Source organism: Nitrospinaceae bacterium (genome assembly GCA_018669005.1).
Classification (GTDB): Bacteria; UBA8248; UBA8248; order UBA8248; family UBA8248; genus UBA8248.
The window spans coordinates 14,089-36,212 of the sequence record JABJAL010000086.1; the positions used below are offsets into that span (position 1 = coordinate 14,089).

The following is a 22,124-nucleotide window of genomic DNA, read 5'->3' on the forward strand; positions in this document are numbered from 1 at the left end:
CGAACAGCTAGCCTTCATCCCTTGTTATTCAATTTCGGATATAGTGCGGTAATATAGCAAGGTGCTACAGGACATTCTCTAAGCACTCATTGTTTGGGGCTCTCACTTCACTCCCCATTTATAATTTTGACCACCCGAGGACATCTCGATTGCGCGTACTTCACCTCACCTCAGGCTTGAGCCCCCGCCTCGGCGGACCATCCGTTCTTGTCCCCGAGATATGCAAATCATTGCAGAATGAAAATGTGGAAGTGGTTCTTATATCGACCGACGCGGACGTTTCAGGAAACCTAAACGTACCGCTCAACCAACCCGTGGAGACATCCGGGGTCCGGACATACTATTTCCATACACCTTTTTTGAAAAAGTATGCATTTTCTTTCCAGCTTAACACCTGGCTAAAAAACAATGTCCAACTCTATGATCTCGTTCACATTCATCAATTTTTCTCGTATGTAACCATACCCGCAGTCCACTGGGCCCGGAGGTACGGCAAACCTTATATAATCAGGCCGGCCGGACAGTTGAACTCACACCACATCCGGAAGAATCTTTACGTCAAACAATTATTCTTATTGATGGTAGGGAACAAAATCCTGAAAAATGCGGATTTCATTCACCTGACTTCTAACGCCGAACTGAATGAGTTCCATATTTTAAAACTCCCCGGAACGCCGCGCCTTCTTTCGCCCGGCCTGGATTTCAGCAATGGTGGCGGCGAGCCCAACCCCGAAATATTCTATAAAAACCATCCGGAGCTTCGTAGCAATAAAATCATTCTATTCCTCTCCAGGCTTCACCCAGTCAAGGGCCTCGATCTGCTCTTCCCTTCATTCAAGCAAATTCTGAAAAAAGAAAATAACGTTTCCCTGGTAATCGCCGGGGAACCCGAGAAGGGCTACGAAAAAGATATACAGAATCTACTTAAATCGAACGGACTGGAAAACAAAGTCATCTTCCCTGGTTTCGTCGAGGGAGCAGAAAAAAGCGGCCTTTATTCCATTGCCGATATTTTTGTTCTCCCCTCATACGGGGACAATTTCGGCGTTGCCGCCTACGAGGCCATGGAAAAGGGACTTCCCGTGCTTATCACCGATCGTGTCGGGGTGGCCCCTCAGGTCGAGCAATACGGCGCAGGCTTGGTTACCGGATGCGATTCCGGAGAGATTTCCGATGCCCTGCTCACCCTTCTGGGCGACAAGGAACTCCGAGAAAAGATGGGAAAACAAGGGGCAAAACTGGCAAGAGATGAATTTTCGTGGGAAAAATCATCCCGGGAACTGATCAAGTCGTACGACATGATTCTTTCCTCAGAATCCCAATAGTTCCGCCTTCCCTTTTACCTTGCCGGAATACCTTGGCAGTGCAATAATGGAATTTTGGTGCCCTGCCGTTGAACTCAAACCACAATGATGGAAATATGCCCATTCTAAGAGGCCGATTTAAAGTGTACTTTCCTTACAAGTGGTTTCTAATAACGTGATTGAAAATATAAAAAGCCTTCTTTACAAGAGCCATCTCAGAAATATCCTCCGGTTATTGGGTTTAGGCCGTATGATAATGCTGGTTTCAGAATTTCGGTTGGCGGCTTTCAAGTGGACATCCCGGAATCGCCCCGCCAAAGGGACCGAAAGAGTTCACATCAACGACACTTATCTTGATTTTTGCCACACATCTCACTTTGAACTTTTTCGCCTGAATCACATCGGGGGCGAGCAAAAACTCATCCAGCTACTCCTCGACAATACCCGAAGCGGGGATGTGGTATTCGATATCGGAGCTAACATCGGCATGTATTCCCTATTCCTGGCTAAAAAGGTCGGAATCGGGGGACAAGTCATTTCCTTTGAGCCCGAAAAAAACTCCCGAGCCAGGCTACTTGTAAACATTAAACTTAACGCCATCGAGAATATGAGGGTATTGGAAACGGCGCTCGGCGAAACCGCGAGCGAGGGAGTCATGGATTTTTCAGATGAGGCAGGCTCAGGCGTTCACCGAATTTTAGGAAATGACGAGGGTGAATCTCCCTCCCACCAACAAACTATTTCAGTTGCCCCGGGGGATACGGTTATTCACGAACACTCCCTTCCCGCGCCTAATGTTTTGAAAATTGACGTAGAGGGAATGGAATACGATGTATTGAAGGGTATTACCCAGACCCTGAAACATCCCGATTGCCGTTTTATTTTACTTGAAATTCATTTTTCCTTGCACGCCAAATTGGGCCGCGATAATGTCCCGCGCCAAATTGAAAATCTATTATCCAACAGCGGGTTTACGTATTTGGAATGGGCTGATACTTCTCACCTGATAGGCAGAAAAAAATCATTATGAATTCCAGCCGCGACGTATACGCATACAAAATATTAGGCGAAGACCGTCTGAACTGTATGAGACGTCTTGTGGGCTCTCTCGGTTTCCCAAAATCCGCCAATTCCATCGGGATTAAGTTAAACCTTTGCGATTACAGGAAGCCGGAAACTGGTGCTGTCTCCCATCCCCAGGTTGTTGGGGCTCTGCTCCATGTCCTTCGGGACCACTACCCCGATGCGAAAATCGATCTTCTCGAAGGCGACTCCTGCGATACGATTTGCCGGATGATGTACGGATTCTTGGGCATGGACGAGGTGGCGCGCAAATACAACACCAATTGTATAAGCCTCGCCGATTGCGAGTGGGCTTCTGTTCCAATCAGTGGAGGTACGGTTCCTGAAATCGAGGTTCCTACCCTCATGAAGGAATACGATCTTCTGATCAACCACCCGAAACTGAAGACCCATGGAAAAACGAAAATGACTGCTAGCCTTAAAAACCTGTTCGGTTGCTACCGCCCCAAGGACAAACGCCCGTACCACAGGGATTTGAGCGGAGCGATCGTAGACATCAACAAGGCGATTTTTCCGCACTTTTCGGTAATAGACGCTGATCTTTGTGTCGAGGGAAACCGCGGTCCAGCTCAGGGCTTTCCCAAAAAAGTTGGTCTTTTCATCGGGGGAAAAGACCCCGTGGCAACAGACGCATTTTGCGCCACCCTGATGGGATTTCGCCCCTCCATGATCAAACATATCAAGCTCGCTCAAAGAGAATCCCTGGGGCAGATGAATTTCAACCTATGCGGGGACTTGAACACAGCGGATCTTCCGCAATACAAATTTAAATTCAGCACCGCAAATTTTCTCATGATGGAAGTCGCCAGAAAGACGCTCGCATGATCCGGTGTGGAATAATTGGATGCGGAGGGGTCTTTCGGGACATGTATGTCCCCGCCATTGGTGGCATTCCGGAACTTCAGCTCGTTTCTGTTTGCGATACGGATATCGACAAGCTCCGCCCACAGGAAATGATTGGCGGAATTCAAACCCTCCACACCGATGTCGATGAGTTTCTGGAGGGCGGGCAGGACCTTGATTTTGTGATCGTCACCACACCGGTATTCACACATTACGAAATCGGGAAAAAAGTCATCTTGGCAGGAAAAAATGTCCTGATTGAAAAACCTCTCTCGCTCTACTACGAACAATCAGCCGAACTTGAAGCGCTCGCCAAAGAATACGGCGTCAAGGTTTGCGTCGGCCAGACATGGCGGTATCGAGAACCGATTCTTCGGGCCATTCAGGCGATGGAAGACGGATTACTGGGAGAGGTGTATCAAACAAAAATCGTCCATCACATCGGCTCACTGCTTCATGTATCTCTTCCGCCCTGGGCATGGGAGGAGCGAAAATACAGGACCCTTCTGTATGAACACGCAATCCATCTACTGGACTTTCAGGTCTTATTTGGCGGCCCCGTTCGATCCGTTGGCGATGTCAGATTCACCAAAGAGCCGGAACTCGGAGTGACCTCAAAAATTTCCGCGCTGGCGGAACACACCTCGGGTGCTATCAGCTTTATCGATATTCAAGGGTTTTCCTCCACCAAATTCACGACCCTCGAAATTTTTGGCACCGCCAGTGATATCTCCATCAAATTTTTTCCGCACTCCTACCGGATATACTGCGGAAGGCTAAACCCCTTAGATGAATTGCTTACCGAGGGAAAACGCCTGGTGGATTTCGTATCGGGAAGGCTGAAGGATAAACTCATCAAGAACCGCGTACCCGCCAAGGCGCAGCCGCACCTTCTATTACTGAAGGATTTCATCCGCTCTATCGAATCCGGCACGACGCCGTCGCCTGTCTCCATTGAAGACGTTATGCTCACGATGCATTTTTTAGATTTGCTGGGAGAACAAGTATACCGATAATGGCTTCCTGGCTGAATTCACCAGGAGGGTGTACTGGGATTTTCCACTCATTCAAAATCAATTACTTCTCGGTATCATTTTCATCACGTGGGACACAATGACTTTTGCAACGGCGGGTTTCGCATAGTCAAAAGTATGCCCCATGTCATAATACACATCTCTCTTATCGTTTTTATAGACATCGCTGATATCGGCAAAAATACACTTTGTTTTTTCTAGCGACTTTTGCGCCAAACGAAACCCGGCGCGGGATTTTTCGTAAATTCTCAGAATATATTCCGAGTATTTTTTCCCGTAGCGAAATGGCCTCTCATTTTTTGTAAGATTCTTTTTTTGCTGAATCATCGGCTGCAAGAATGACGCAAATTTAAAACCGAACCCGGAACCGATCCGGCACATTTTCGTTTGATTCCCGACATACTTTCGGGCAATTTCCTCCTCCCATCTCTGGGTTCTGTAACCCGCTTCCTTCCGAAGCTTTATCTTATGGGTATGCATCCCGCCAAGGTGAACAAAAAATATTTTCCTGACGATATGGCTCTTCCTGAATACCGCCAATGTCATTTCCTCTAAAGTCCATCGTCCCGCGATGAGTCGGAGGCCGACTTCATAAGGAATGAAATTGGTTGGATATCCGGGGCGAGGATCATAATCGGCATACTTCGAAAAAATATCATTCAAGCCATCATAAGCAATCACAAGATCGGGCTGGTAATCGACAGCTGTATGAATGAGGGTTGACAACTCCTGTCCGGAGACAACACTCGCCACCCCCCAGTTGTATACCTTCACATGTGACAAGCCTTTTTCATGAATCAATTTCTCGATTTGTCCCGGTATGGATTTTCGAACCGAAGTGCCGAGAAATACTGTAGAGCCTCCCAAAACGATAATCCGGAACTCCCCCTTTTTTTTCTTTCCAGGAAGTTCTCCTCTGAATCCCAATTTATTAAGAACGATCTTTACCTTCTTGAATGTTACGCGACCATTTGCATCAAGTGATAGCGGAATTTCTACGTCAACTTTCGCATTTCGCGCTCCGCCAAACACCGTATATGGCCTGGACTCCCTCATCCCGCCGTATCTAAGCGGGTCGAGACTTGTCGTCCTGTAGCGGACAATCATTTCACCGGCGACTAAAACCGCAATAAGCAAGAAGAATAAATTCCTGTTAATCCTCTCTCCCGTCAATAACGATATAAACGCATAGACAACAGCCGGCAGCGTAATAAACAGGAGATATCCGACATACATATAACTATAATAATCGAATACTTGGGGTGCGACGGATTTATGAGAATAGGCTGGGGCGATCAGTGCGAACCAAAAAATCAGGACAACAATATTAAGCCCGAAAAACCCACCCTTGTTTTTTAAATTCTTTAAAGTTATTTTCATTCGGTTCTCAATCTGGCAACGACAAAACCATTTCCCGATTTGGCAGAATCCAAATTCTCCCCGTTCTTTCCCTTAATCCCACCACTCCTTTTTTCAATGATGCAATTCTTGCCTTCAAGATATCTGGCAACCTCTTCTTCACTTGCAAAATACACAGCATCATTGTCCGACCTATAATCACTCACAAGACACACTGGCTTCAAGTTAATCAAGAATCGAAATTGACTCTTGCTGTATATATTCCGATGCAGCTTCCACCTTAAATAACGATTGATAGTCTTTCTTTCTATAAAAGATTGAACCACATCAATCCATAGGTTTTTTTTTATCTTCTCCTGAATTCCTCCACTACTTCTTCCCTCTCGAACGGATCCCATTGGCCTTTTCCAGTTTGCTACATAATCCGGAAAAGCCAGCGCTATAATCCCGCCTGGTTTGAGCACCCTTATCATCTCGTCGATATATCGTTGAGGCCAAACCATGTGTTCAAGCGCATAAAAAGAAACAACATAATCGGAACTATCACTAGAAATTGGTGCTTGGTATCCATCCCCGACAATTAGGTTGTCTTTCCGATTTGCCTTTTTTGTATTACCCAGTGCAGAACGGTTTAAATCGAACCCGATATACCTTGCCCCTACATCTCTAAAAGTTTTCGCCGCATATCCACTGCCGCTACTGAATTCAACCACCCTATTCCCGAGTTCGACCATTTTCGAAATATATTCCTGAAATGGATGATTACCGTCCATCCAATTCAGATTCCCCTGCTCCGATTTTTCAAAATAATTTTGCTCCAAAGCGGTTTCAGTATAAAAATGGATCATTTCATTATTTAACCTGAAAAGTTTGGGATTCTTCCAATTCTTGATACTGCTGATCCAAGCATACCGAGAAAAGATACTTCCGAAAGAAATCTTGTGTTCGATTAGCCCACTTTTAAATATGTTCACTTTCAATCCTATAGTTAACTGGAAAGTTTTGGCGACAGATACTGACGACTGTTACATATGAGGCATGTTATTATTCTTATATATTTTACTTGAACTTAATCCCCAATGCTGCGACTGGATCCTTAGCAATCCATTTTTTTACATATCTACCTAATACTCCAAGCCCAATATTTGAGAAGTGTATGTCTCCTTTAAAATACAATTTTCTCCCTAAATTTATCTCCGTTGCAATTTCCTTAAAAAAAGACTTGAAGGGAATTTTTTTGCGGAAAGATAATTTCCTAATTTCTTGTTCGTAAAGTCTATTAAATTTACCAGTAATCTGAGGAAGATGCGGGTAGATGGCAACTGAAACGTGGATTTGTTTGGATTCAAGTAGTTCAAGATAATTACTGATATTGCTGACAGAATACATAATCTGAGTCATTGCTTTTTTTGTGACAGCATCCTTTTCAACCTGCGCATGCTGAAAAATCCGTTCTTCCCCGCTTTTACCAGCAAGACGTTTCAGCGATTTGCTAAAAAACCTTCGATAAATATATTTGGCAAAGAATGAATACCATGAACTGTATCCAGCTTCTTCCATATTCTCCCAATATTTCAATAGACGAGTAGATGGATTAACTCGAACTACCATTCCATTTTTGTCGAACACCGCATACTTTCTATACCTATGCCAATCATCGTATACATCTGTTAAATCCGGAAAGAAAATAATTGCATCGGGTTCCAATTTCTGAAGTTGGTGTTTAAATCGCGCAATATGGAGAATTGGACTGTAGCTAGATTGCCCTGCGTTTACAATTTCTACAATCCGGTTATCTACTGCTACTCTTAATTTAACCCAATCACCAATAATATTTGGGACTGTAATGTTCCCCAGACCAGCAATAAAAGAATCCCCTACAATTAATACTCTATATATATTTTCCGGCTTTGGAACCACCACTCTCTTGTATTGATTTAACCCAAATGCATTCATCTTTTGCCTGAATTCATACCCTTCCGGCCCAGTATATTTGCCATCAAAATTGGGTGTATAGCCATGGTTAAATAATCTACTCGGCTTCATATAGTGGACAAATTTCACACCCGGGCGCAAAATACGGGTGCCAATTTCCAGGCCGACAATAACAACTACAACAGATACAAAACTTACTCCAAATAACAACAAACCTTTTTTTCCCGGCTTCATATCTGCTCATCCTTTTACCTTGCGATCCACACTTATTAACAAATAAAGTTTTTCAATATTTCGCTATTGTTTATTCTGCACATATCTATTGAGTAGCGTTTTTATTTTTTTTTTAAAAACAATTTCGCCATAATGAATCATTACTTCTTTTCTCAAAAAAATCGTATCTACTTTACTCTTATCGATTGTTTCTCCAATTATATTTCGAATGGCATCGGCTACCTCTTCGGGATCATCAGGGTTTACTAACTGCCCGAGTTTCCCATCCATCAGCGGATCTCGCGATCCGTCCCGATCTCCCGCGATAACCGGCTTTCCGCATGCGAGCGCTTCAAGAAATACAATTCCGAATCCTTCTTTTTTACTGGGCATCACAAAAATATCACATAAATTATAAAAATTTCGGAGTTCAGAGTCGGGTACATATCCAGCGAAAACAACTCTTTCCAAAATTCCCAGGTCTTCCGTTTTTCTCTTCAACTCTGCCAGATAATCTCCGTCACCCACAATTAGATACCGAAGTTCAGGAAATTCTGAAGAGAGCAATTGAACGGCACCAAGAACCACCTCGAACCCTTTGTCCTTTTCCGTTCGTGCAACCCTCGCCACCGTAAGCAAAACCTTTTTTCCTTCAAGGCCATACTGTTCCAGCAATTCTTTTTTTTTCGGTCCCGGGCGGTATACCTCACCGTCTACCGTATTGAACAGTATCTCGGTTTTAGATTCAGGAATGCCCGTGGCATCTGTGATTTTTATTCTGGAGTGCCTGCTGACTGGGCAAACGAGGCTGGCGTTCCGGATAGATTTTTTCTGAATAAAACTCAGCGGCTTCCATACCTCAATTCCATGGATAATTACGATGTATTTAAAACCAAAAAAATAATTCAAAAAAAGACACATCCCGATTAAGTGAATGTGCCCGCAAACTACTATATTCGGGCGAAATGAAAGCGCTTGGAAAATTGTTTTCAGGACAAAAACAATTTTCCAGACGATGCGAAAGCGGGATATGGCGCAGTAGCTGTTCTGTAGAATTTCGTCCTTCCCGGCTGGCCCGGCGGGGATATCTTTTTTCAGATCTTTTAGTGATACGGCACGAGCAGGAAAGGAGGAGTTCCGTACAGCATCAATGAACTCTCGATTGAACTGCTGAATTCCTCCCGTCCCGGAATACACTTCGGGAAATAGCATCAAGACTGCCATCAATTAGTTTCCGGCGACCTTATCAGCATGATTTTGCCCATGATATGTAATAAAACCAGCAACCGTATTATCGCAATACTCCCCGATGGAATGACTCCAGGGCCAACCGCCAAGGCAATGGCTTGGTATACACACAAGCAATATATATCCGACACATTCCAATATCGCTCCATTAATATTCTGTGCACAACTCCGAGAAAAAACATCCCCCCCATAATTCCCCACACACCGAAATGTATAAAGTATTCTCCCTGTATTGTCACGGCAATGGAATATGTTTTCATTTTCCATTTTCCGTATACTTCAGCCATCATCCATTTACCATTATATTTATATACAGGCTTATTTTTCCATATGAAATACGGGATCACGAACATGACGGGTATCTTTAACCACTCTTTACCGTAATTATGCTCCTCTCGTCCCTCTTCGAAATGTTTGACTATTGCTGCGAAGTTCTGAAGTTGGGCTGAATACTCACCAGCTGTATAAATCCCTGATTTAATGGAACTCGTAACCCTGTCCGAGGATCCCAGGATTTCCCCTCCCAGGTTAGCTATTCCGGATAGAATGTTCATGGCGCTTCCTCCCACTCTATTATCATTGATAGCCTGCCGATAAGCCAGGTTAAGAGGAATCGTCGCAAAAAGGATAAGAAAACCAAGCGCTAAATATCGGACCACCCTTCCCGTCATCATGTAATACGAAGTAGCCAGCGCAATAAAAAAATAAATTATCAATCCCTTGCTGCCCCACACAATACGGAAACCGACTTCAGTGAAAATAACCCCGATCAGAAAAAACAAGATTATTTTTTTGTATTTCTGAAATTTCACATAGTGCACCAACAAAACAACAGCGACCAGAGACCCGATTATTTCGAGATACTGGGCTGTGAATGCAAATACCTGAAATTCTTCCTGTGCCTGCTCGTTTTCATTGAGAAGAATAAGCATTCCATATTTTTTTGTAGCGACCAGATAGATACGGATGCATGTAAGAATAATATAAACACCGGCAACCGCCGGTAAGCGGATGCCCACAGCAGGCCGGTAATTGATGATCCTGTGCAGCGGGCGAACCCGCCCCAACCACTGGCCAAGATGAGATCTGTATCCTATCCAAAGGAACGGAATACTTACTGTCCAGTAAAATGCAGCCAAATTGAACCACTTGAGCCCATCGGCGCTGAAAATTTGCGTTAATTGGTTATATCCTTGAGGATTTTCATAATAGTAGATGCTCAAAAATCCCATTCGTAGCCATTGCTCGACTGTCGTCCATACCGGCAAAGCAAATAAGTTAAATTTACCTAAAATCAGCTGTCGAAATATCGGTAAAAAACTCACAACCGACATCACAATTAAAATCCAGCCGAAAAGTATGGAATCCGCCGAAGATACAAAGATATACGGGAATAACAACCCGAGGATGATGAGAAAAAATGCCCCAACGACAAATAGCGATATTATTGGAGGAATCTTACTGTTCACGGAATTTGATCTTGCAACCATTCTGCTATCTCGCGTCCCTTCCAGTCCTTCACCAAAACATGGATATAGTTATCCGACCCGTGTTTCCACAGACATATCTGGATTGCCAACAATTTTGATATTTACAATCCTTCCCATTAATCTACAGATAATATTCTAATCTGCCACCTACAGCCAGAAATTCAATGAATCATCGCAAATACGGCATCAAAATTCACAATTTCACGCCAATGAGTTTTTCCCCAAATCCAAAAGCAATTCATCACATTACCTTATAAATGCCGATACAACCTTGGGAACAAAAATTCCATAGTTTGCCAGGACTTTTTTTCCTTCCCGCAATTTTTGATACTGCTCATGCTTGAGACAAGACAGAATATTGATGATTAATGCCCTTTCGATTTCCCACCGAAGTTTACCCCTCACAAGATTCCGCCAAAACGGGTTGCGTACCAGGGGGATGTACTTTTTTCTCATTGGAATATGTAAATCATAAGTACCCCACTGAAACGCTCTTAATGGATGATCGGGTTCCCGATCCCTCATAACAAGCAGCGGCTCCGGCAGGTATCCCACATCTCCGTAGAGACACATTCGGATGGACCACTCCACGTCCGCATAAGCCCCATAATTCGAATCGAGGAGACCGTAACTTTCATACATGGCTCTTGGTGCCATCGTCATGGCGCAAACGTTTGATGCAAGCATGCCCAACATTCTTCGCAGCCAAATTTCCCCAGGGGTCAAACGCCCGTAATTTCCAACATGCGCCTGAAAAACCTCACCGTAATCGTCGATATACTCCAAACCCGTATGTACGTATGCCGTCGACGGATTTTCCTGAATCAACCCGTACATTTCCCCGACCATCGTCGGTTTTGCCAGATCGCTGTCGTGAAGGATAAATACGGCCTCCCCCCGGGACTCATAAATGCCCCTGTTTAAATTCCCTGATATGCCTAAATTTTGAGGATTTTTTAAATACCGGACCCTGGAATCGCCAATTTCCCGAACGGCGGCTTCCGCCGGTTCCTCCGGACAGTCATCCATGACGAGCACTTCAAAATCCGTCATGTCCTGGGAGAGTATGGACTGAACTGCAAAACCGACAAGGTGGGGGCGTTTATAGGTCGGGATGATAACGGATACGGCGGGCCTGGCAACTTTGGACGAGGGGACGGGAGGTGCCAAGGGTATATGATTCATCATCCCTATGCTTGACTATCCTTTCCGAGAACCAAATGCGTTGGTTGGCAAAGTTTAATGGCCATATATCCCTCCGCGTAGTCGAAGCCACTCTGCACACCTCTCCATTTGGATAATGCCGTTAACATTTCAGGCGACCGCATCGCTCTCACCTGTGAGGCATGCAGATGATACCCCTTAATTTTTCTGTCGATATCGATAGGGAAATAACAATTCGGATTATAAGTTTGCCCGTGAAGGATATCTTCCCGGTAGGGCCAAACGCTTACCTGAATCTCCTCATACAAAAGTACATTTCTCACAAAATGATTGATGTCATGGGGCCTTAAGGCCACCATCGCTGCATCGAGAATGGTGCGATGATCCTGGTTGTAACTCGGGTACGGCAAAAAGAATGTAACCGGCTTGTGCTCATTTATGACTTCTTCCAACTCGCCGATCAAATCGAAAATGCGGTAGTCGTTGACTTTATTCTCCAGGTTGACCGAATACGTAAAACCAAAATTATCCGCAACCGCCGCAGCTTCTTTCAGGCGCTTTTCACGGTCGATAATATGAAATTCATCCACCCCGCAATAATGAACATGAAATCTTTCGTCCAGGATGCCGCCACAGCCCAGAACCTCATCGTCAAGATGCGGGGAGATCAAAAGAAATTCCGACATATTCAAGGCCTTTCAATTATTTTTGCCCTAGCTTCAATCTTTCCATCTTCCAATGAAACCTGCTCGAAAAGAATTCGAAATATACCAATATCAAGATATCCATTCGGATAAGTGGGAGCATCCAGCATTCTCAGAAAGTCGTACAGGGACCGCATGTCCTTTAGATCTTCAGGAATTTGATTGTCGCTTCCTTTTCTTCGCTTAAAACTGACAACTTCTCCGCTCTGAGGAAGCGGAACTATTTCCCCTTGGAGAATCTCCTGAATCATCTCCAGTGCTGTCCGCCCCGCTGTTTCCATAATTTCCTCGGCTCGGCCATCCAATTTGATGCTTTTTTTCAGATAAACCGGCCCGGCATCAATTTCATCTGTTAACCGAAACGCACTGAGTACGGATTTATTCATCCGATTCATTATCAGATTCTGGTACGGCGAACCACCCCGCCCGTAGGGAAGATCTGTCGGATGAAAAGCGATGCATTCAACTGTTTCAGTTATCCCGGTCGGCACCTTCCAAGACCAATCCAGAAAAAATATTTTCTCGGGTTTCCATTCCTGGATTGATTCCTCCGTCAGGTCACTAGGAGATTCAATCAGACGCCATTCGCCCGGCAATTTTCCGGCACATTCATTATATGTCCGGATATTCCATGGGCGGCGCGAACACCAGATAAACCGTAGAGACATGACATAACCTTTACGTGATAATTTCCAATTTACTTTCCCGTGGATGATGTTCCCGCTTGCTCCACATCTGTAAATTTCTCCTACTCTAATGAGTAAATTGCCAATAGATCAATTCAAATCACTCTATTATTAAAATCGTAACTTTTAGAATGGTTTTCCCCCACCTCCAATTTAATTTCCGCTCATTGGGAACGGTCAAAACATAGACAATGCATGCAAGACTAAAAAAAATTATCCGGCTACCTCTCGCCAATCCCAACTGGGGCTCTTTCAGTCACATGCAAAAAATTAGCACCGGATCCCGTTTCACCGAGATAGCAGATGTTTGTTAGTCACATTCAAGCCATCTTTGTGGAATCCAGAGAGGAGATTATTTCCCATCAGAAACAATCACCCCGTCTGTTCCTACTTCTCATTTCCCCATATCCAAACATATTCAAACATATTCAAACGGAAAAACACATCGTATTGAAAATTAGATCTCAATCATATAGAATAAACTAAATGTAAACAATGAGTTTTGTTCTTTACGCTTTAGTTAAAACCTATACGCTACTCACGAAATACTTACTCCGGCGAAAATTTAATTTCAGGGGTCATCAACACGCTAATGATACTTTTAGAATTTTCTTCTTCAGCTTGCACCACAAAGAAACATCATTACGCACAATGAAAATTTTGATGCGAGGGATTAAGAAAGTTTTAAAGTTTACAGGTACTCCACTCGAGCCAATGCAATTGGCATATTTCGAGTTACGCCTATTAATTATTCGAATCCGAAACCGTATCGACCCTTCTTTTATTATTCGCCGTAGATCACTTCTCTCCCTTGACGATGTATGTCTCCATTTCGGATGCGGGGGGAGAAATCTCCCAGGATGGCTCAACATTGACGGCGACCCCAGGCCGGGAGTGGAGCATATTCAAGATTTAAGACAACCGCTTCCCCTGCGTGACAATACATGCCAGTATATATTTACAGAGCATGTCATTGAGCATATCGACATGGAAAGCCTAGAGCGAACATTAAAAGAACTCCATCGTGTACTCAAATCCGATGGCGTACTTCGAATTATCGTTCCAGATTGTTCAAAGTACGCAGACGCATATTTGCGAAAGGATTTAAATTTTCTTCAAAATGTTGCCCCCGGCTGTAAAACTATCGCCGAAGGACTGAATATTGTTTTTGTTGGCGTTTTGCATAAATTTATCTACGATTTCGAAACTTTAAAAATCAGATTGATTGAAGTTGGCTTTCAAAAGGTAGAAGAATCTACTCACATGGGAAGCAAGTATCCGGAGCTTCGAATTGACAGTGAAAATCCTTCCCGAAATCCAACCAACCTATACGTAGAGGCTAAGAAGTAAGAGCTACACAATTTTTTCGCAATTCCACTTTACCCGCAAGTTCCCCCCCATAAAAAATCTATGTTATCCTAAGTTAGACGTCTACAGGACTGAACCACAAAAAATGCCTAGGCGAGAAGACATCAGATGCCTGGAGATGCTGGCAGCCAAAATGAAGTCCTTTGGTCTGCTTTCCACCGCTCCATCATGAATGATTTCTGGAGTCCGAAGTTCACCTTCGATTCGGGCTTTCTTTCCTCTTCGGGTGATTGGCGAGTACCTTATCATCATCGGCACTTTGAGTGATTGCCATGAATATCGAAGTTACCATTTCACACCAATCATTCGCTGGGCCAAAAATTTTGCCATTAAATTCATGAAGTGAATTAAGGAATATGTTATTATTACCTGATGCTTTCCCTGTATTTCGTCAACAATGATGCACAACACATCCGGAGACATTTCCGCCATGCCGTTGAGAGTGCTCGTATTAGGATGTAATGGGATGTTAGGGCATAAGGTTGGGCAAGTTCTGGGGGATAGTTTCGAAGTATGGGGAACGGTTCGAGGCGAAGATACCAGTCTGGTGAGCGACAAATTTCTTCCTCCCGACAGAATTATCGCAGGAGTGGATGCGACCGAATTAAGCTCGCTAGAGAATGCATTTCATTTGTCCGCGCCGGACGCTGTCATAAATTGCATTGGAATCATTCCTCAAAATGAGACGTCCAAGAATCCCATTGCCTGTATCGGCGTTAATTCAATGTTTGTGCACCAACTGGCCGCACTTTGTCGCAATTCGGGTACGCGCTTGATCCACATCAGTACGGACTGTGTATTTTCGGGTGCAAAGGGGATGTATACAGAAACCGACTTCTCAGATTCCAGATCACTTTATGGCAGGACAAAATACCTGGGAGAGGTTGATACAGACCGCTGCCTGACTATCCGCACTTCCATTATCGGGCGGGAACTAACATCATTCACCGGACTGCTCGAATGGTTCTTGAGCAATCGGAACGGATCAGTTCAGGGCTATACCAATGCTTTCTTTTCCGGGTTTTCCACACTAGCACTCTCAAATATTATTGGCGAGCTGCTCGAAAACCACCCCAACTTATCGGGGCTGTATCATGTATCCACCGAAAGGATCAGCAAATATGACCTCTTATGCCAGATCCGGAAGTCTTACGGATTAAAAACCGAAATAAAGTCGGCAGGCGAATTCCAAATCGACAGAAGTCTGGACAGCACGAAATTTCGACAAAAAACGGGTATAATTATTCCCTTATGGTCGGATATCATCACAGAAATGGCAATGGATTCGGCTCCATACGAAGAATAAGGAAAAAGTGATGGCACTATTTAACGGCAAACGAATATTGGTCACAGGCGGAACCGGTTCTTTCGGAAAAGCCATGGTCAGAAATCTTCTCAGTAACCGCTGGGGAAATCCCAAGGAAGTCACTGTGTTTTCCAGGGACGAAGCTAAACAGCATGAAATGCGTATGTCATACATGGAAAAAGAAGCTGCAACAGAAGAAATTATCTATGAAAATTTTAAAAACATTTTAAAATTCAGAATCGGCGATATCCGGGATTACGAATCCGTTCTCAATGCCGTACAAAACGTCGATATCGTTATTAACGCTGCGGCCTTAAAGCAGGTCCCCACTTGTGAATATTTTCCTGGTGAGGCGGTACGGACAAACGTGGAAGGTGTTATGAATCTTGTCCGTGCAGTGAATGAAAATAATTTGCCGATTGAAGCCGTTGTAGGTGTCTCCACGGACAAGGCATGCAAGCCCATCAACGTCATGGGCATGACGAAAGCACTCATGGAGAGGTTTATCATCAATGCGTGCTTAATGAGTAAAGATACGCGCTTTATGTGTGTTCGCTATGGAAACGTTATTGCATCAAGAGGCTCCGTCATCCCGCTATTTTTAAATCAAATCAAATCAGGAGGACCAGTAACAATCACGACTGACGACATGACCAGGTTCCTCATCACCCTGGACAGGGCGGTTGAGACCGTTGTGGATGCCATCTCCGGCGCGAACCGGGGGGACATCTACGTGCCCAAGATTACCTCGTACAAGGTAACGGATCTCGCGGAAGTTTTAATTAACGGTAAAGATATACCAATTGAATTCACGGGGATTCGGCCAGGGGAAAAAATTCACGAGATACTTGTTTCTGAAGAGGAATGCTACCGTACCATAGAAAAAGAAAAATACTATGTGGTTCAATCGATTCTTCCTGAAGTATCCGAGGGCTTGGCAGGCCCAAGCCAACTGGCCGGGGAATATTCTTCAAAGGATACGATCGTCGGAAAACCGGAATTGAAAGAGCTGTTGAGCGATTTCATCCCCCGATGATTTATTCTGCACCGGATAAGATTTGGAATGCATCCCGATTTTTTCTTTTGAGCAGAAGTCTCGCAGGAAAAGCTACGAACAAAAGTAGCGCAAATGGTGGGTTCCCTCATACGCCAATAAATTTTCCCGCTTGATGAAAAACGGAGAATCTCCCGTCCGGTTGGCTCCTCTTCGTGTGGTCAGAAACGAGCGATACCCCGCTCTTTCTGCCCACACCGGCTCCATATTCTCCGAAAAATCCCGCCCGGGGATTCCGAATGGGCATGAAAAATGTTCGCATAACTCACCCACTTCACTTTCAATGATTCGTTTGGATTCCTCCAATTCCATGACAACAGAATCTTCATTCATTTCAGAAATTCTTTGGTGACTTTCCGTGTGCGAGCCAATCGTCATTCCACTTTCGGACAAACTTCTGATTTCATCCCAATCCATAAATTGAACAGGAAGTGGGTAAGCGCCCGTGTTCGCAAAAAACTGCTCGTAAACATCACTCCCGGTTTCCCTTGATTTCCCCACAAACATAGTCGGAATAAAAAAACCTGCAGAGATTTTTTTTTTCAACGAGAATAGGCATGATATTCGTGTGGCAATTCTTGAATCCGTCGTCTACCGTAAGACAAAAATACCGTCCATGAATTAGGGTTTTCGATTCCAGTAGACTCGCCGCATTTTCGAGGGAGATGAAATCTCCATAATTCTTGAGATAGTCAAGATGCCGGACAAAGCCTTTTCGTTCGTCATCGAAAACATGATGGTAATAGGGAAAGCGTAACCAGTTATTTGTGCGGTCAATTCGCTTGGATAGCGACAAGAAAAAAACGGTGGTATCCCGCAGGAGGTTTCGTACTCTTCTCCTAACAGGATAGCTGGAAATTAATTCTCCAACGTCTTTCGCGTATTCATTCTGGCTCATACACCAGGACATCCTTCCTGTTACCCGATAGGGGTTATCGAATAGTCCGACAATACCTCAGGAAACATAGGCTCGTAATTTACGGAATATATCGACTGTCATTCCCCTCTCCTCATCATTCAGCCACAAACAGTAGGAGAGGACCAAATATATCGCCACCAGGATTCCAGCCATAAATAACATCAGAACTATCGAGGACCCAGCTAGTGGTATCACCCACGCCGAAGCGAACATCACTGCCCCCCCAATCAGTCCTCCGGGTAAGATAAATCTGATTATAATCTGACTGGCTGATTCTTTGAAATATTTCGATACCAGGATGATAATAATGGGAGATGTAAAGAAGAAGTCAACCAGAAGCGACGCACCCGCGACACCGTTGATCCCCCATATCCGGACAAACCACAAGCTCAGGAGAATGGTGAGGACCGCGTTGATAAACATGGTCAAGGAATATCCGCGGTGTCGATTCGTGGACAAAAGTGGCATTCCGAAACCGCTCCAGAAAACCATCAGTACGATTTGAATTAAAAAAATGTCTAACAAAATGGGGTCGAAAATTAACTTGTTCCCCGTCCACAACACGTATAAATCAGGCGCGATATTTCGCAGCGGGATAACTACGCAAAACGCGCTCAAAACATTAATCTTAACGTATGAAGACCAAATCTTTTTGAAATTATCCACATCCCCACGTGCGTCCAACGATGTTAATTCCGGCCATATCACCGGACTTAGAAGGCTTCCGATCTGAATAGCAAACTGGGATAAGGCTCGAAGGGTGCTGTAGCGGGCGACCGCCATACCCCCCAGAAAAAAATTCAGAACAAGGAGCGTTCCCTGAATATTTAGCAGAGTGGCAATGCTAATGATGAAAAAAAGCAATGACGGCCCGATGAATTGAATGGCATGCCGGATGCTTCCATCTCTAAGCGAGACTTTAATATTCGGTCTGATCCGGGATAAATCCCAGATCACTAAAAAACCATGAATTCCCGCTATGGAAAATATGGAAAATGAAAACATTACCATCCCTCCACCAGCCCATAGCACGATGGTATTTGCGGACAAAATGGCAAATGAAAAGCAGTTTCCTATCATCGCTCCCCGGGCGAACTCTCCCGTAGCTCGATACAGGCTCGCCACCAGACCAATCGGAAGGGAAACAAAAAGAATGTTCATCCCTAAAAAAACTATCGATATACTGGCAGTAAACTGCGGTGTCACTTTAAATTTAAGTAACTCATCAACGGGAAAGAAGAGAAGGAAACTTGCGAGGAGCAGTGCTCCGATAGAAATGATGACCAGAAATAACCTAAGGAAACTATGCAGGTCACGATGCAGGTCTTCAATTCGATTTTGCACATAGGCCTGACACATGCGGTTGACGACAAAAGACTGAATTCCGATATCAAGAAGCGCCAGATATGAAATCGCCGCTGAGAGCACTAACCATTCGCCATAAAGGACCCCCCCCCAATAATGGAGGAATAAGGGTACTAGCAAAATCCCACGGGCAAATACAATAATTTGCCCCACGAAATTCGATCCAACTGCCTTGGTTACTCTAGAGAAAAAAGAACTCTCCATTTACTCGTTTTCCACACTAATTCCGGGTTGTCGAGATTTCGCGCCCAACATATTCACCCTCGTTTTCCAGACGGATATTTTTCATTCATGGTAATTGAAATTTCTTTCACCTATTCCGAGCTTATCTTCAAGATTCGCTTCGCGGCCATTCGAAATCGCCCATAACCGGCCACTCTTAAGAAATCCTGAAAATACCGTTTTGGATAAGAGGCTGGTTCATCCCTCAATGTTCGCTCTGCAATACCCACCCAATCGGATGCCAATTTTTCGTAATTGCCAATCTTACCTCTGGCCCATTCGCTGCCCGCCCGGCCATAGTTTCTTCGCATTTCAGAATTATCCAAAAGATCGACAAAAACCTCGGATATTTTCTCGGGCTCCGGCTCCGCTATCAAAATCCCCGTCTCACCGTCTCGAATCACCTCGTTTAATGCACCCCGGGCCGCCCCAATCACAGGAGTGCCACTAGCCTGAACCTCGATAGCGCTTCGGCAGTATGTCTCAAAGGAACCTGTGAAGTTCATATTGACCACCGCGATAGCCGCTCTTTTAAGTTCAATATGGACATCTCGAGAAGGAAGCAGACCGGCAAACTCAATTCCTATTTTTTCCAAATCTCGGGATGACCCCACAAGCGGATCGAGATACTTCGCTTCGAACGATTCATCCAGCATCCCGGTCCATCCTAATTTCGCGGAAGGATCGTGCAGCAATGCGGAGCCAAGAACGCGCAATCTGGCCTGTGGTCTTTTTTCTCGTATGAGAGGCCAGGAATTTAACAGATTGTGAAATCCCTTGGAATCTTTCGGCGCACCCAAAAAAATAATGAGGTTATCCTCTCGCTTCACTTCTGGAGAATTATCAATAATATCCAAATCAATTCCGGAGTAGGCCATTTCAATTCTGGAAAAATTTGGATACAGCCGGTGGCTTTCTCTGTGTGCATGACTGACGCAAACGGCCCGATGAATTCTCAGGTTATCGATTTTCAATGCAAATTCAGGAGGAAATGCGTTCCCCGCCCATATCACTTTCGCCCGGGCACCGGGAACGGGGAGATCACCCAGGAGGGAGGAATAGTCATCGTAGTTAAAGACGAAAAGATCCACCCCGCCCAGATTATCGATAACTTGCGGGATTTCCGTAAATTGCCCCACGCGAACACTACGTACGCCATCGACGGAGTTTTCGTCTACATGATTTAAAATAAATATTTCGTGGCCAAGTTTGGCGAGCCAGAAAAGGATCCGGGATCGAACGACCCCACCTCCGGCACCAATATCTCCATTCCTAAGGCTTTTAAGCGAGAAAGACTTAACGTAATCTGCAAAGTAAAAAGCAAATCGCATTTCCTTCACCTATTTCTCAATAAAATCGACTCAGAAACCCATCTATTTTCTGTAATATCCACCTACCTACTAAATCAACCAGTTTTTCATCTACAAAAAATCTGGCCCGGGCTCTGTATCACCAATATCTTTCATACCCCCCTTCAAAACATAGCTTTTCGTTGCATTTCTATATGTTTTACCGCCTCAATTAAATTTTCCACCTCTTTGTAGGGCTTCTTTTCAGGATATGCCTCAAATGCATTATTGCTAGAAATTAGAATCGATTGACATTTCACAGCAATACCCGCGTTCACATCCGAAATATTATCACCCACCATAAATGAATGCCTAAGGTCAATTGGATAGTCATTTGCTGCGCGCGATAAGAGACCTGGTTTTGGTTTTCTACAATCACATCCCACCCATGGAAGATGAGGACACACATAAATATCTTGAATGTCCCCTCCGTGGTTGATTATTTCATTGACCATCTGGCGATTGATGTTATCGACTTCATCAGCACTAATTATCTTTCGCCCAATTGGAGATTGGTTGGTGACAACAATAATTTTTAAGCCCATCGCACAAATGGAAGCGATAGCTTCAATCGCCCCAGGTAGAAATTCAAATTCATCCCATGACTTAACATAGTTATCACGATTCACATTTATCGTTCCATCACGGTCTAGAAACACTACCCCGTTTTTATTGATTACTTTACCTACACATAGAGACAATACGCATCACCTGTTTCAGAGTCGATTTAAGCTCACATTTAATCGTAGATAAACTAGAGTCCATCTATTTCATCAGAAATATATATCTACATGGACTCCCTACTGCGAGTCAAAATCCGCTATTCGGTCATGAACAATAGGTAAGACCTCATCTAATGATAAATACAAGCTGGGACAGGTCATCCTACGCCCCCTTCTCTTGAAACGCTGCCCGCGGCGCAATCAGTCAAATAATTCGTGAGGCCCGAGTGGGCCCTCTCCACATAGCCGTATGCCTCTGAATTGATTGAAAATTCAATTCGCCCATTCCCCGGAGTGGATTACACGGCAGAAAATCCAAAAAAGTAATAACCCGGCACTCCCACGATACAGCCGCCTCGACAGCTAAAAAAATATTTACCGAACACCCAGAGCTGCTTACGGCCACCATGAGATCACCCGGCTCAGCCCAGAGTTCAACCATACGTCGAAACGCTACATCGTAACCCTCGTCATTCGTCAGCGCTGTCAGAAGGGACGCTTCGTTGAACACCATCGCTGCCCCCACTGCCTTGCAAAGATCGTTCTGTAGGTGACTCGCGATGGCAGCGCTACCACCGTTGCCGATGATGATTGCCTTTCCGGATGCTCTTCCCTCCACCGGGGCAAACGTATCTACTATCTCCACTCCCCTCCGGAATCCCTCGTCTAGGGAAATAGAAATGTCTGCCCCATCGGGCGTTTCCGCATTCGCGAGAAGCCCCCCGAACACCTTAAAATATCTCGCCGATTCTGGCC

General features: G+C 44.5%; 20 protein-coding genes. 7 read left to right on the forward strand and 13 right to left on the reverse strand.

Annotated features, from left to right (window positions below; all coding sequences use genetic code 11):
• The first annotated feature begins 149 nt into the window (after positions 1-149).
• The 4 genes from HOJ95_13635 (at position 150) to HOJ95_13650 (ending at position 4,246) form a co-directional block, all read left to right on the forward strand.
• The gene (locus HOJ95_13635; GenBank protein MBT6395739.1) at positions 150-1,325 is read left to right on the forward strand and encodes a glycosyltransferase; all 1,176 of its coding nucleotides are present in this window, start codon (positions 150-152) and stop codon (positions 1,323-1,325) included.
• Positions 1,326-1,560: 235 nt separating this feature from the next.
• Positions 1,561-2,334 (forward strand): FkbM family methyltransferase, encoded by a 774-nt coding sequence (locus tag HOJ95_13640; GenBank protein ID MBT6395740.1) that lies wholly within the window; start codon positions 1,561-1,563, stop codon positions 2,332-2,334.
• A gap of 68 nt (positions 2,335-2,402) precedes the next feature.
• Positions 2,403-3,212 carry a DUF362 domain-containing protein gene (locus tag HOJ95_13645; protein MBT6395741.1) on the forward strand — a complete coding sequence of 270 codons (810 nt, stop codon included), beginning with the start codon at positions 2,403-2,405 and terminating at the stop codon, positions 3,210-3,212.
• Complete coding sequence (locus HOJ95_13650) at positions 3,209-4,246, forward strand: Gfo/Idh/MocA family oxidoreductase (GenBank protein MBT6395742.1); 1,038 nt, start codon at positions 3,209-3,211, stop codon at positions 4,244-4,246. Before HOJ95_13645 ends, HOJ95_13650 begins: the two co-directional genes overlap by 4 nt.
• 57 nt (positions 4,247-4,303) lie before the next feature.
• Here HOJ95_13650 and HOJ95_13655 read toward each other — a convergent pair whose 3' ends face one another.
• The 8 genes from HOJ95_13655 to HOJ95_13690 all read right to left on the reverse strand — a co-directional run bounded on the left by HOJ95_13655 (position 4,304) and on the right by HOJ95_13690 (position 12,973).
• Complete coding sequence (locus HOJ95_13655; GenBank protein MBT6395743.1) at positions 4,304-5,644, reverse strand: SGNH/GDSL hydrolase family protein; 1,341 nt, start codon at positions 5,642-5,644, stop codon at positions 4,304-4,306.
• Positions 5,641-6,597 carry a class I SAM-dependent methyltransferase gene (locus HOJ95_13660; protein ID MBT6395744.1) on the reverse strand — a complete coding sequence of 319 codons (957 nt, stop codon included), beginning with the start codon at positions 6,595-6,597 and terminating at the stop codon, positions 5,641-5,643. The genes HOJ95_13655 and HOJ95_13660 overlap by 4 nt, the downstream gene beginning before the upstream one ends.
• Positions 6,598-6,682: 85 nt before the next feature.
• Positions 6,683-7,792 carry an SGNH/GDSL hydrolase family protein gene (locus HOJ95_13665; protein ID MBT6395745.1) on the reverse strand — a complete coding sequence of 370 codons (1,110 nt, stop codon included), beginning with the start codon at positions 7,790-7,792 and terminating at the stop codon, positions 6,683-6,685.
• A gap of 63 nt (positions 7,793-7,855) precedes the next feature.
• The gene (locus HOJ95_13670) at positions 7,856-8,995 is read right to left on the reverse strand and encodes a glycosyltransferase family 4 protein (protein ID MBT6395746.1); all 1,140 of its coding nucleotides are present in this window, start codon (positions 8,993-8,995) and stop codon (positions 7,856-7,858) included.
• Positions 8,995-10,509, reverse strand: a complete 1,515-nt coding sequence (locus HOJ95_13675; protein ID MBT6395747.1) for a hypothetical protein — start codon at positions 10,507-10,509, stop codon at positions 8,995-8,997. The genes HOJ95_13670 and HOJ95_13675 overlap by 1 nt, the downstream gene beginning before the upstream one ends.
• 246 nt (positions 10,510-10,755) lie before the next feature.
• Positions 10,756-11,697, reverse strand: coding sequence for a glycosyltransferase family 2 protein (locus HOJ95_13680; GenBank protein ID MBT6395748.1), 942 nt, complete (start codon positions 11,695-11,697; stop codon positions 10,756-10,758).
• A gap of 2 nt (positions 11,698-11,699) precedes the next feature.
• Positions 11,700-12,359 carry a hypothetical protein gene (locus tag HOJ95_13685; GenBank protein MBT6395749.1) on the reverse strand — a complete coding sequence of 220 codons (660 nt, stop codon included), beginning with the start codon at positions 12,357-12,359 and terminating at the stop codon, positions 11,700-11,702.
• A 2-nt stretch (positions 12,360-12,361) separates the two neighbouring features.
• Positions 12,362-12,973 carry a methionyl-tRNA formyltransferase gene (locus HOJ95_13690; protein MBT6395750.1) on the reverse strand — a complete coding sequence of 204 codons (612 nt, stop codon included), beginning with the start codon at positions 12,971-12,973 and terminating at the stop codon, positions 12,362-12,364.
• Between the two features lie 741 nt (positions 12,974-13,714).
• On the opposite strand from HOJ95_13690, the gene HOJ95_13695 reads away from it, so the two are divergent.
• The 3 genes from HOJ95_13695 to HOJ95_13705 all read left to right on the forward strand — a co-directional run bounded on the left by HOJ95_13695 (position 13,715) and on the right by HOJ95_13705 (position 16,773).
• Positions 13,715-14,413: a methyltransferase domain-containing protein gene (locus tag HOJ95_13695; GenBank protein ID MBT6395751.1), complete on the forward strand. Its 699-nt coding sequence runs from the start codon at positions 13,715-13,717 to the stop codon at positions 14,411-14,413.
• Positions 14,414-14,867: 454 nt separating this feature from the next.
• A complete protein-coding gene (locus HOJ95_13700; GenBank protein ID MBT6395752.1) occupies positions 14,868-15,737 on the forward strand; it encodes an SDR family oxidoreductase in 870 nt (289 codons plus the stop codon).
• A 10-nt stretch (positions 15,738-15,747) separates the two neighbouring features.
• Positions 15,748-16,773, forward strand: coding sequence for a polysaccharide biosynthesis protein (locus HOJ95_13705; protein ID MBT6395753.1), 1,026 nt, complete (start codon positions 15,748-15,750; stop codon positions 16,771-16,773).
• A 72-nt stretch (positions 16,774-16,845) separates the two neighbouring features.
• Here HOJ95_13705 and HOJ95_13710 read toward each other — a convergent pair whose 3' ends face one another.
• From HOJ95_13710 to HOJ95_13730, 5 genes are all read right to left on the reverse strand, one after another.
• Complete coding sequence (locus HOJ95_13710; GenBank protein ID MBT6395754.1) at positions 16,846-17,337, reverse strand: polysaccharide deacetylase family protein; 492 nt, start codon at positions 17,335-17,337, stop codon at positions 16,846-16,848.
• Positions 17,338-17,746: 409 nt separating this feature from the next.
• Positions 17,747-19,279 (reverse strand): hypothetical protein, encoded by a 1,533-nt coding sequence (locus HOJ95_13715; protein MBT6395755.1) that lies wholly within the window; start codon positions 19,277-19,279, stop codon positions 17,747-17,749.
• 110 nt (positions 19,280-19,389) lie between these two features.
• Positions 19,390-20,628, reverse strand: a complete 1,239-nt coding sequence (locus tag HOJ95_13720; protein MBT6395756.1) for a glycosyltransferase family 4 protein — start codon at positions 20,626-20,628, stop codon at positions 19,390-19,392.
• Positions 20,629-20,771: 143 nt separating this feature from the next.
• Complete coding sequence (locus HOJ95_13725; protein MBT6395757.1) at positions 20,772-21,275, reverse strand: HAD family hydrolase; 504 nt, start codon at positions 21,273-21,275, stop codon at positions 20,772-20,774.
• Positions 21,276-21,573: 298 nt separating this feature from the next.
• Positions 21,574-22,014, reverse strand: coding sequence for an SIS domain-containing protein (locus tag HOJ95_13730; protein MBT6395758.1), 441 nt, complete (start codon positions 22,012-22,014; stop codon positions 21,574-21,576).
• Positions 22,015-22,124: the final 110 nt, after the last annotated feature.

Excerpts from the sequence above, each read along its gene's own strand:
- HOJ95_13640 (MBT6395740.1), top strand. The coding sequence starts at position 1,561 with ATGCTGGTTTCAGAATTTCGGTTGGCGGCTTTCAAGTGGACATCCCGG.
- HOJ95_13650 (MBT6395742.1), top strand. The coding sequence starts at position 3,209 with ATGATCCGGTGTGGAATAATTGGATGCGGAGGGGTCTTTCGGGACATG.
- HOJ95_13655 (MBT6395743.1), bottom strand. The coding sequence starts at position 5,644 with ATGAAAATAACTTTAAAGAATTTAAAAAACAAGGGTGGGTTTTTCGGG.
- HOJ95_13665 (MBT6395745.1), bottom strand. The coding sequence starts at position 7,792 with ATGAAGCCGGGAAAAAAAGGTTTGTTGTTATTTGGAGTAAGTTTTGTA.
- HOJ95_13670 (MBT6395746.1), bottom strand. The coding sequence starts at position 8,995 with ATGGCAGTCTTGATGCTATTTCCCGAAGTGTATTCCGGGACGGGAGGA.
- HOJ95_13675 (MBT6395747.1), bottom strand. The coding sequence starts at position 10,509 with ATGGTTGCAAGATCAAATTCCGTGAACAGTAAGATTCCTCCAATAATA.
- HOJ95_13680 (MBT6395748.1), bottom strand. The coding sequence starts at position 11,697 with ATGATGAATCATATACCCTTGGCACCTCCCGTCCCCTCGTCCAAAGTT.
- HOJ95_13685 (MBT6395749.1), bottom strand. The coding sequence starts at position 12,359 with ATGTCGGAATTTCTTTTGATCTCCCCGCATCTTGACGATGAGGTTCTG.
- HOJ95_13695 (MBT6395751.1), top strand. The coding sequence starts at position 13,715 with ATGAAAATTTTGATGCGAGGGATTAAGAAAGTTTTAAAGTTTACAGGT.
- HOJ95_13705 (MBT6395753.1), top strand. The coding sequence starts at position 15,748 with ATGGCACTATTTAACGGCAAACGAATATTGGTCACAGGCGGAACCGGT.
- HOJ95_13715 (MBT6395755.1), bottom strand. The coding sequence starts at position 19,279 with ATGGAGAGTTCTTTTTTCTCTAGAGTAACCAAGGCAGTTGGATCGAAT.
- HOJ95_13720 (MBT6395756.1), bottom strand. The coding sequence starts at position 20,628 with ATGCGATTTGCTTTTTACTTTGCAGATTACGTTAAGTCTTTCTCGCTT.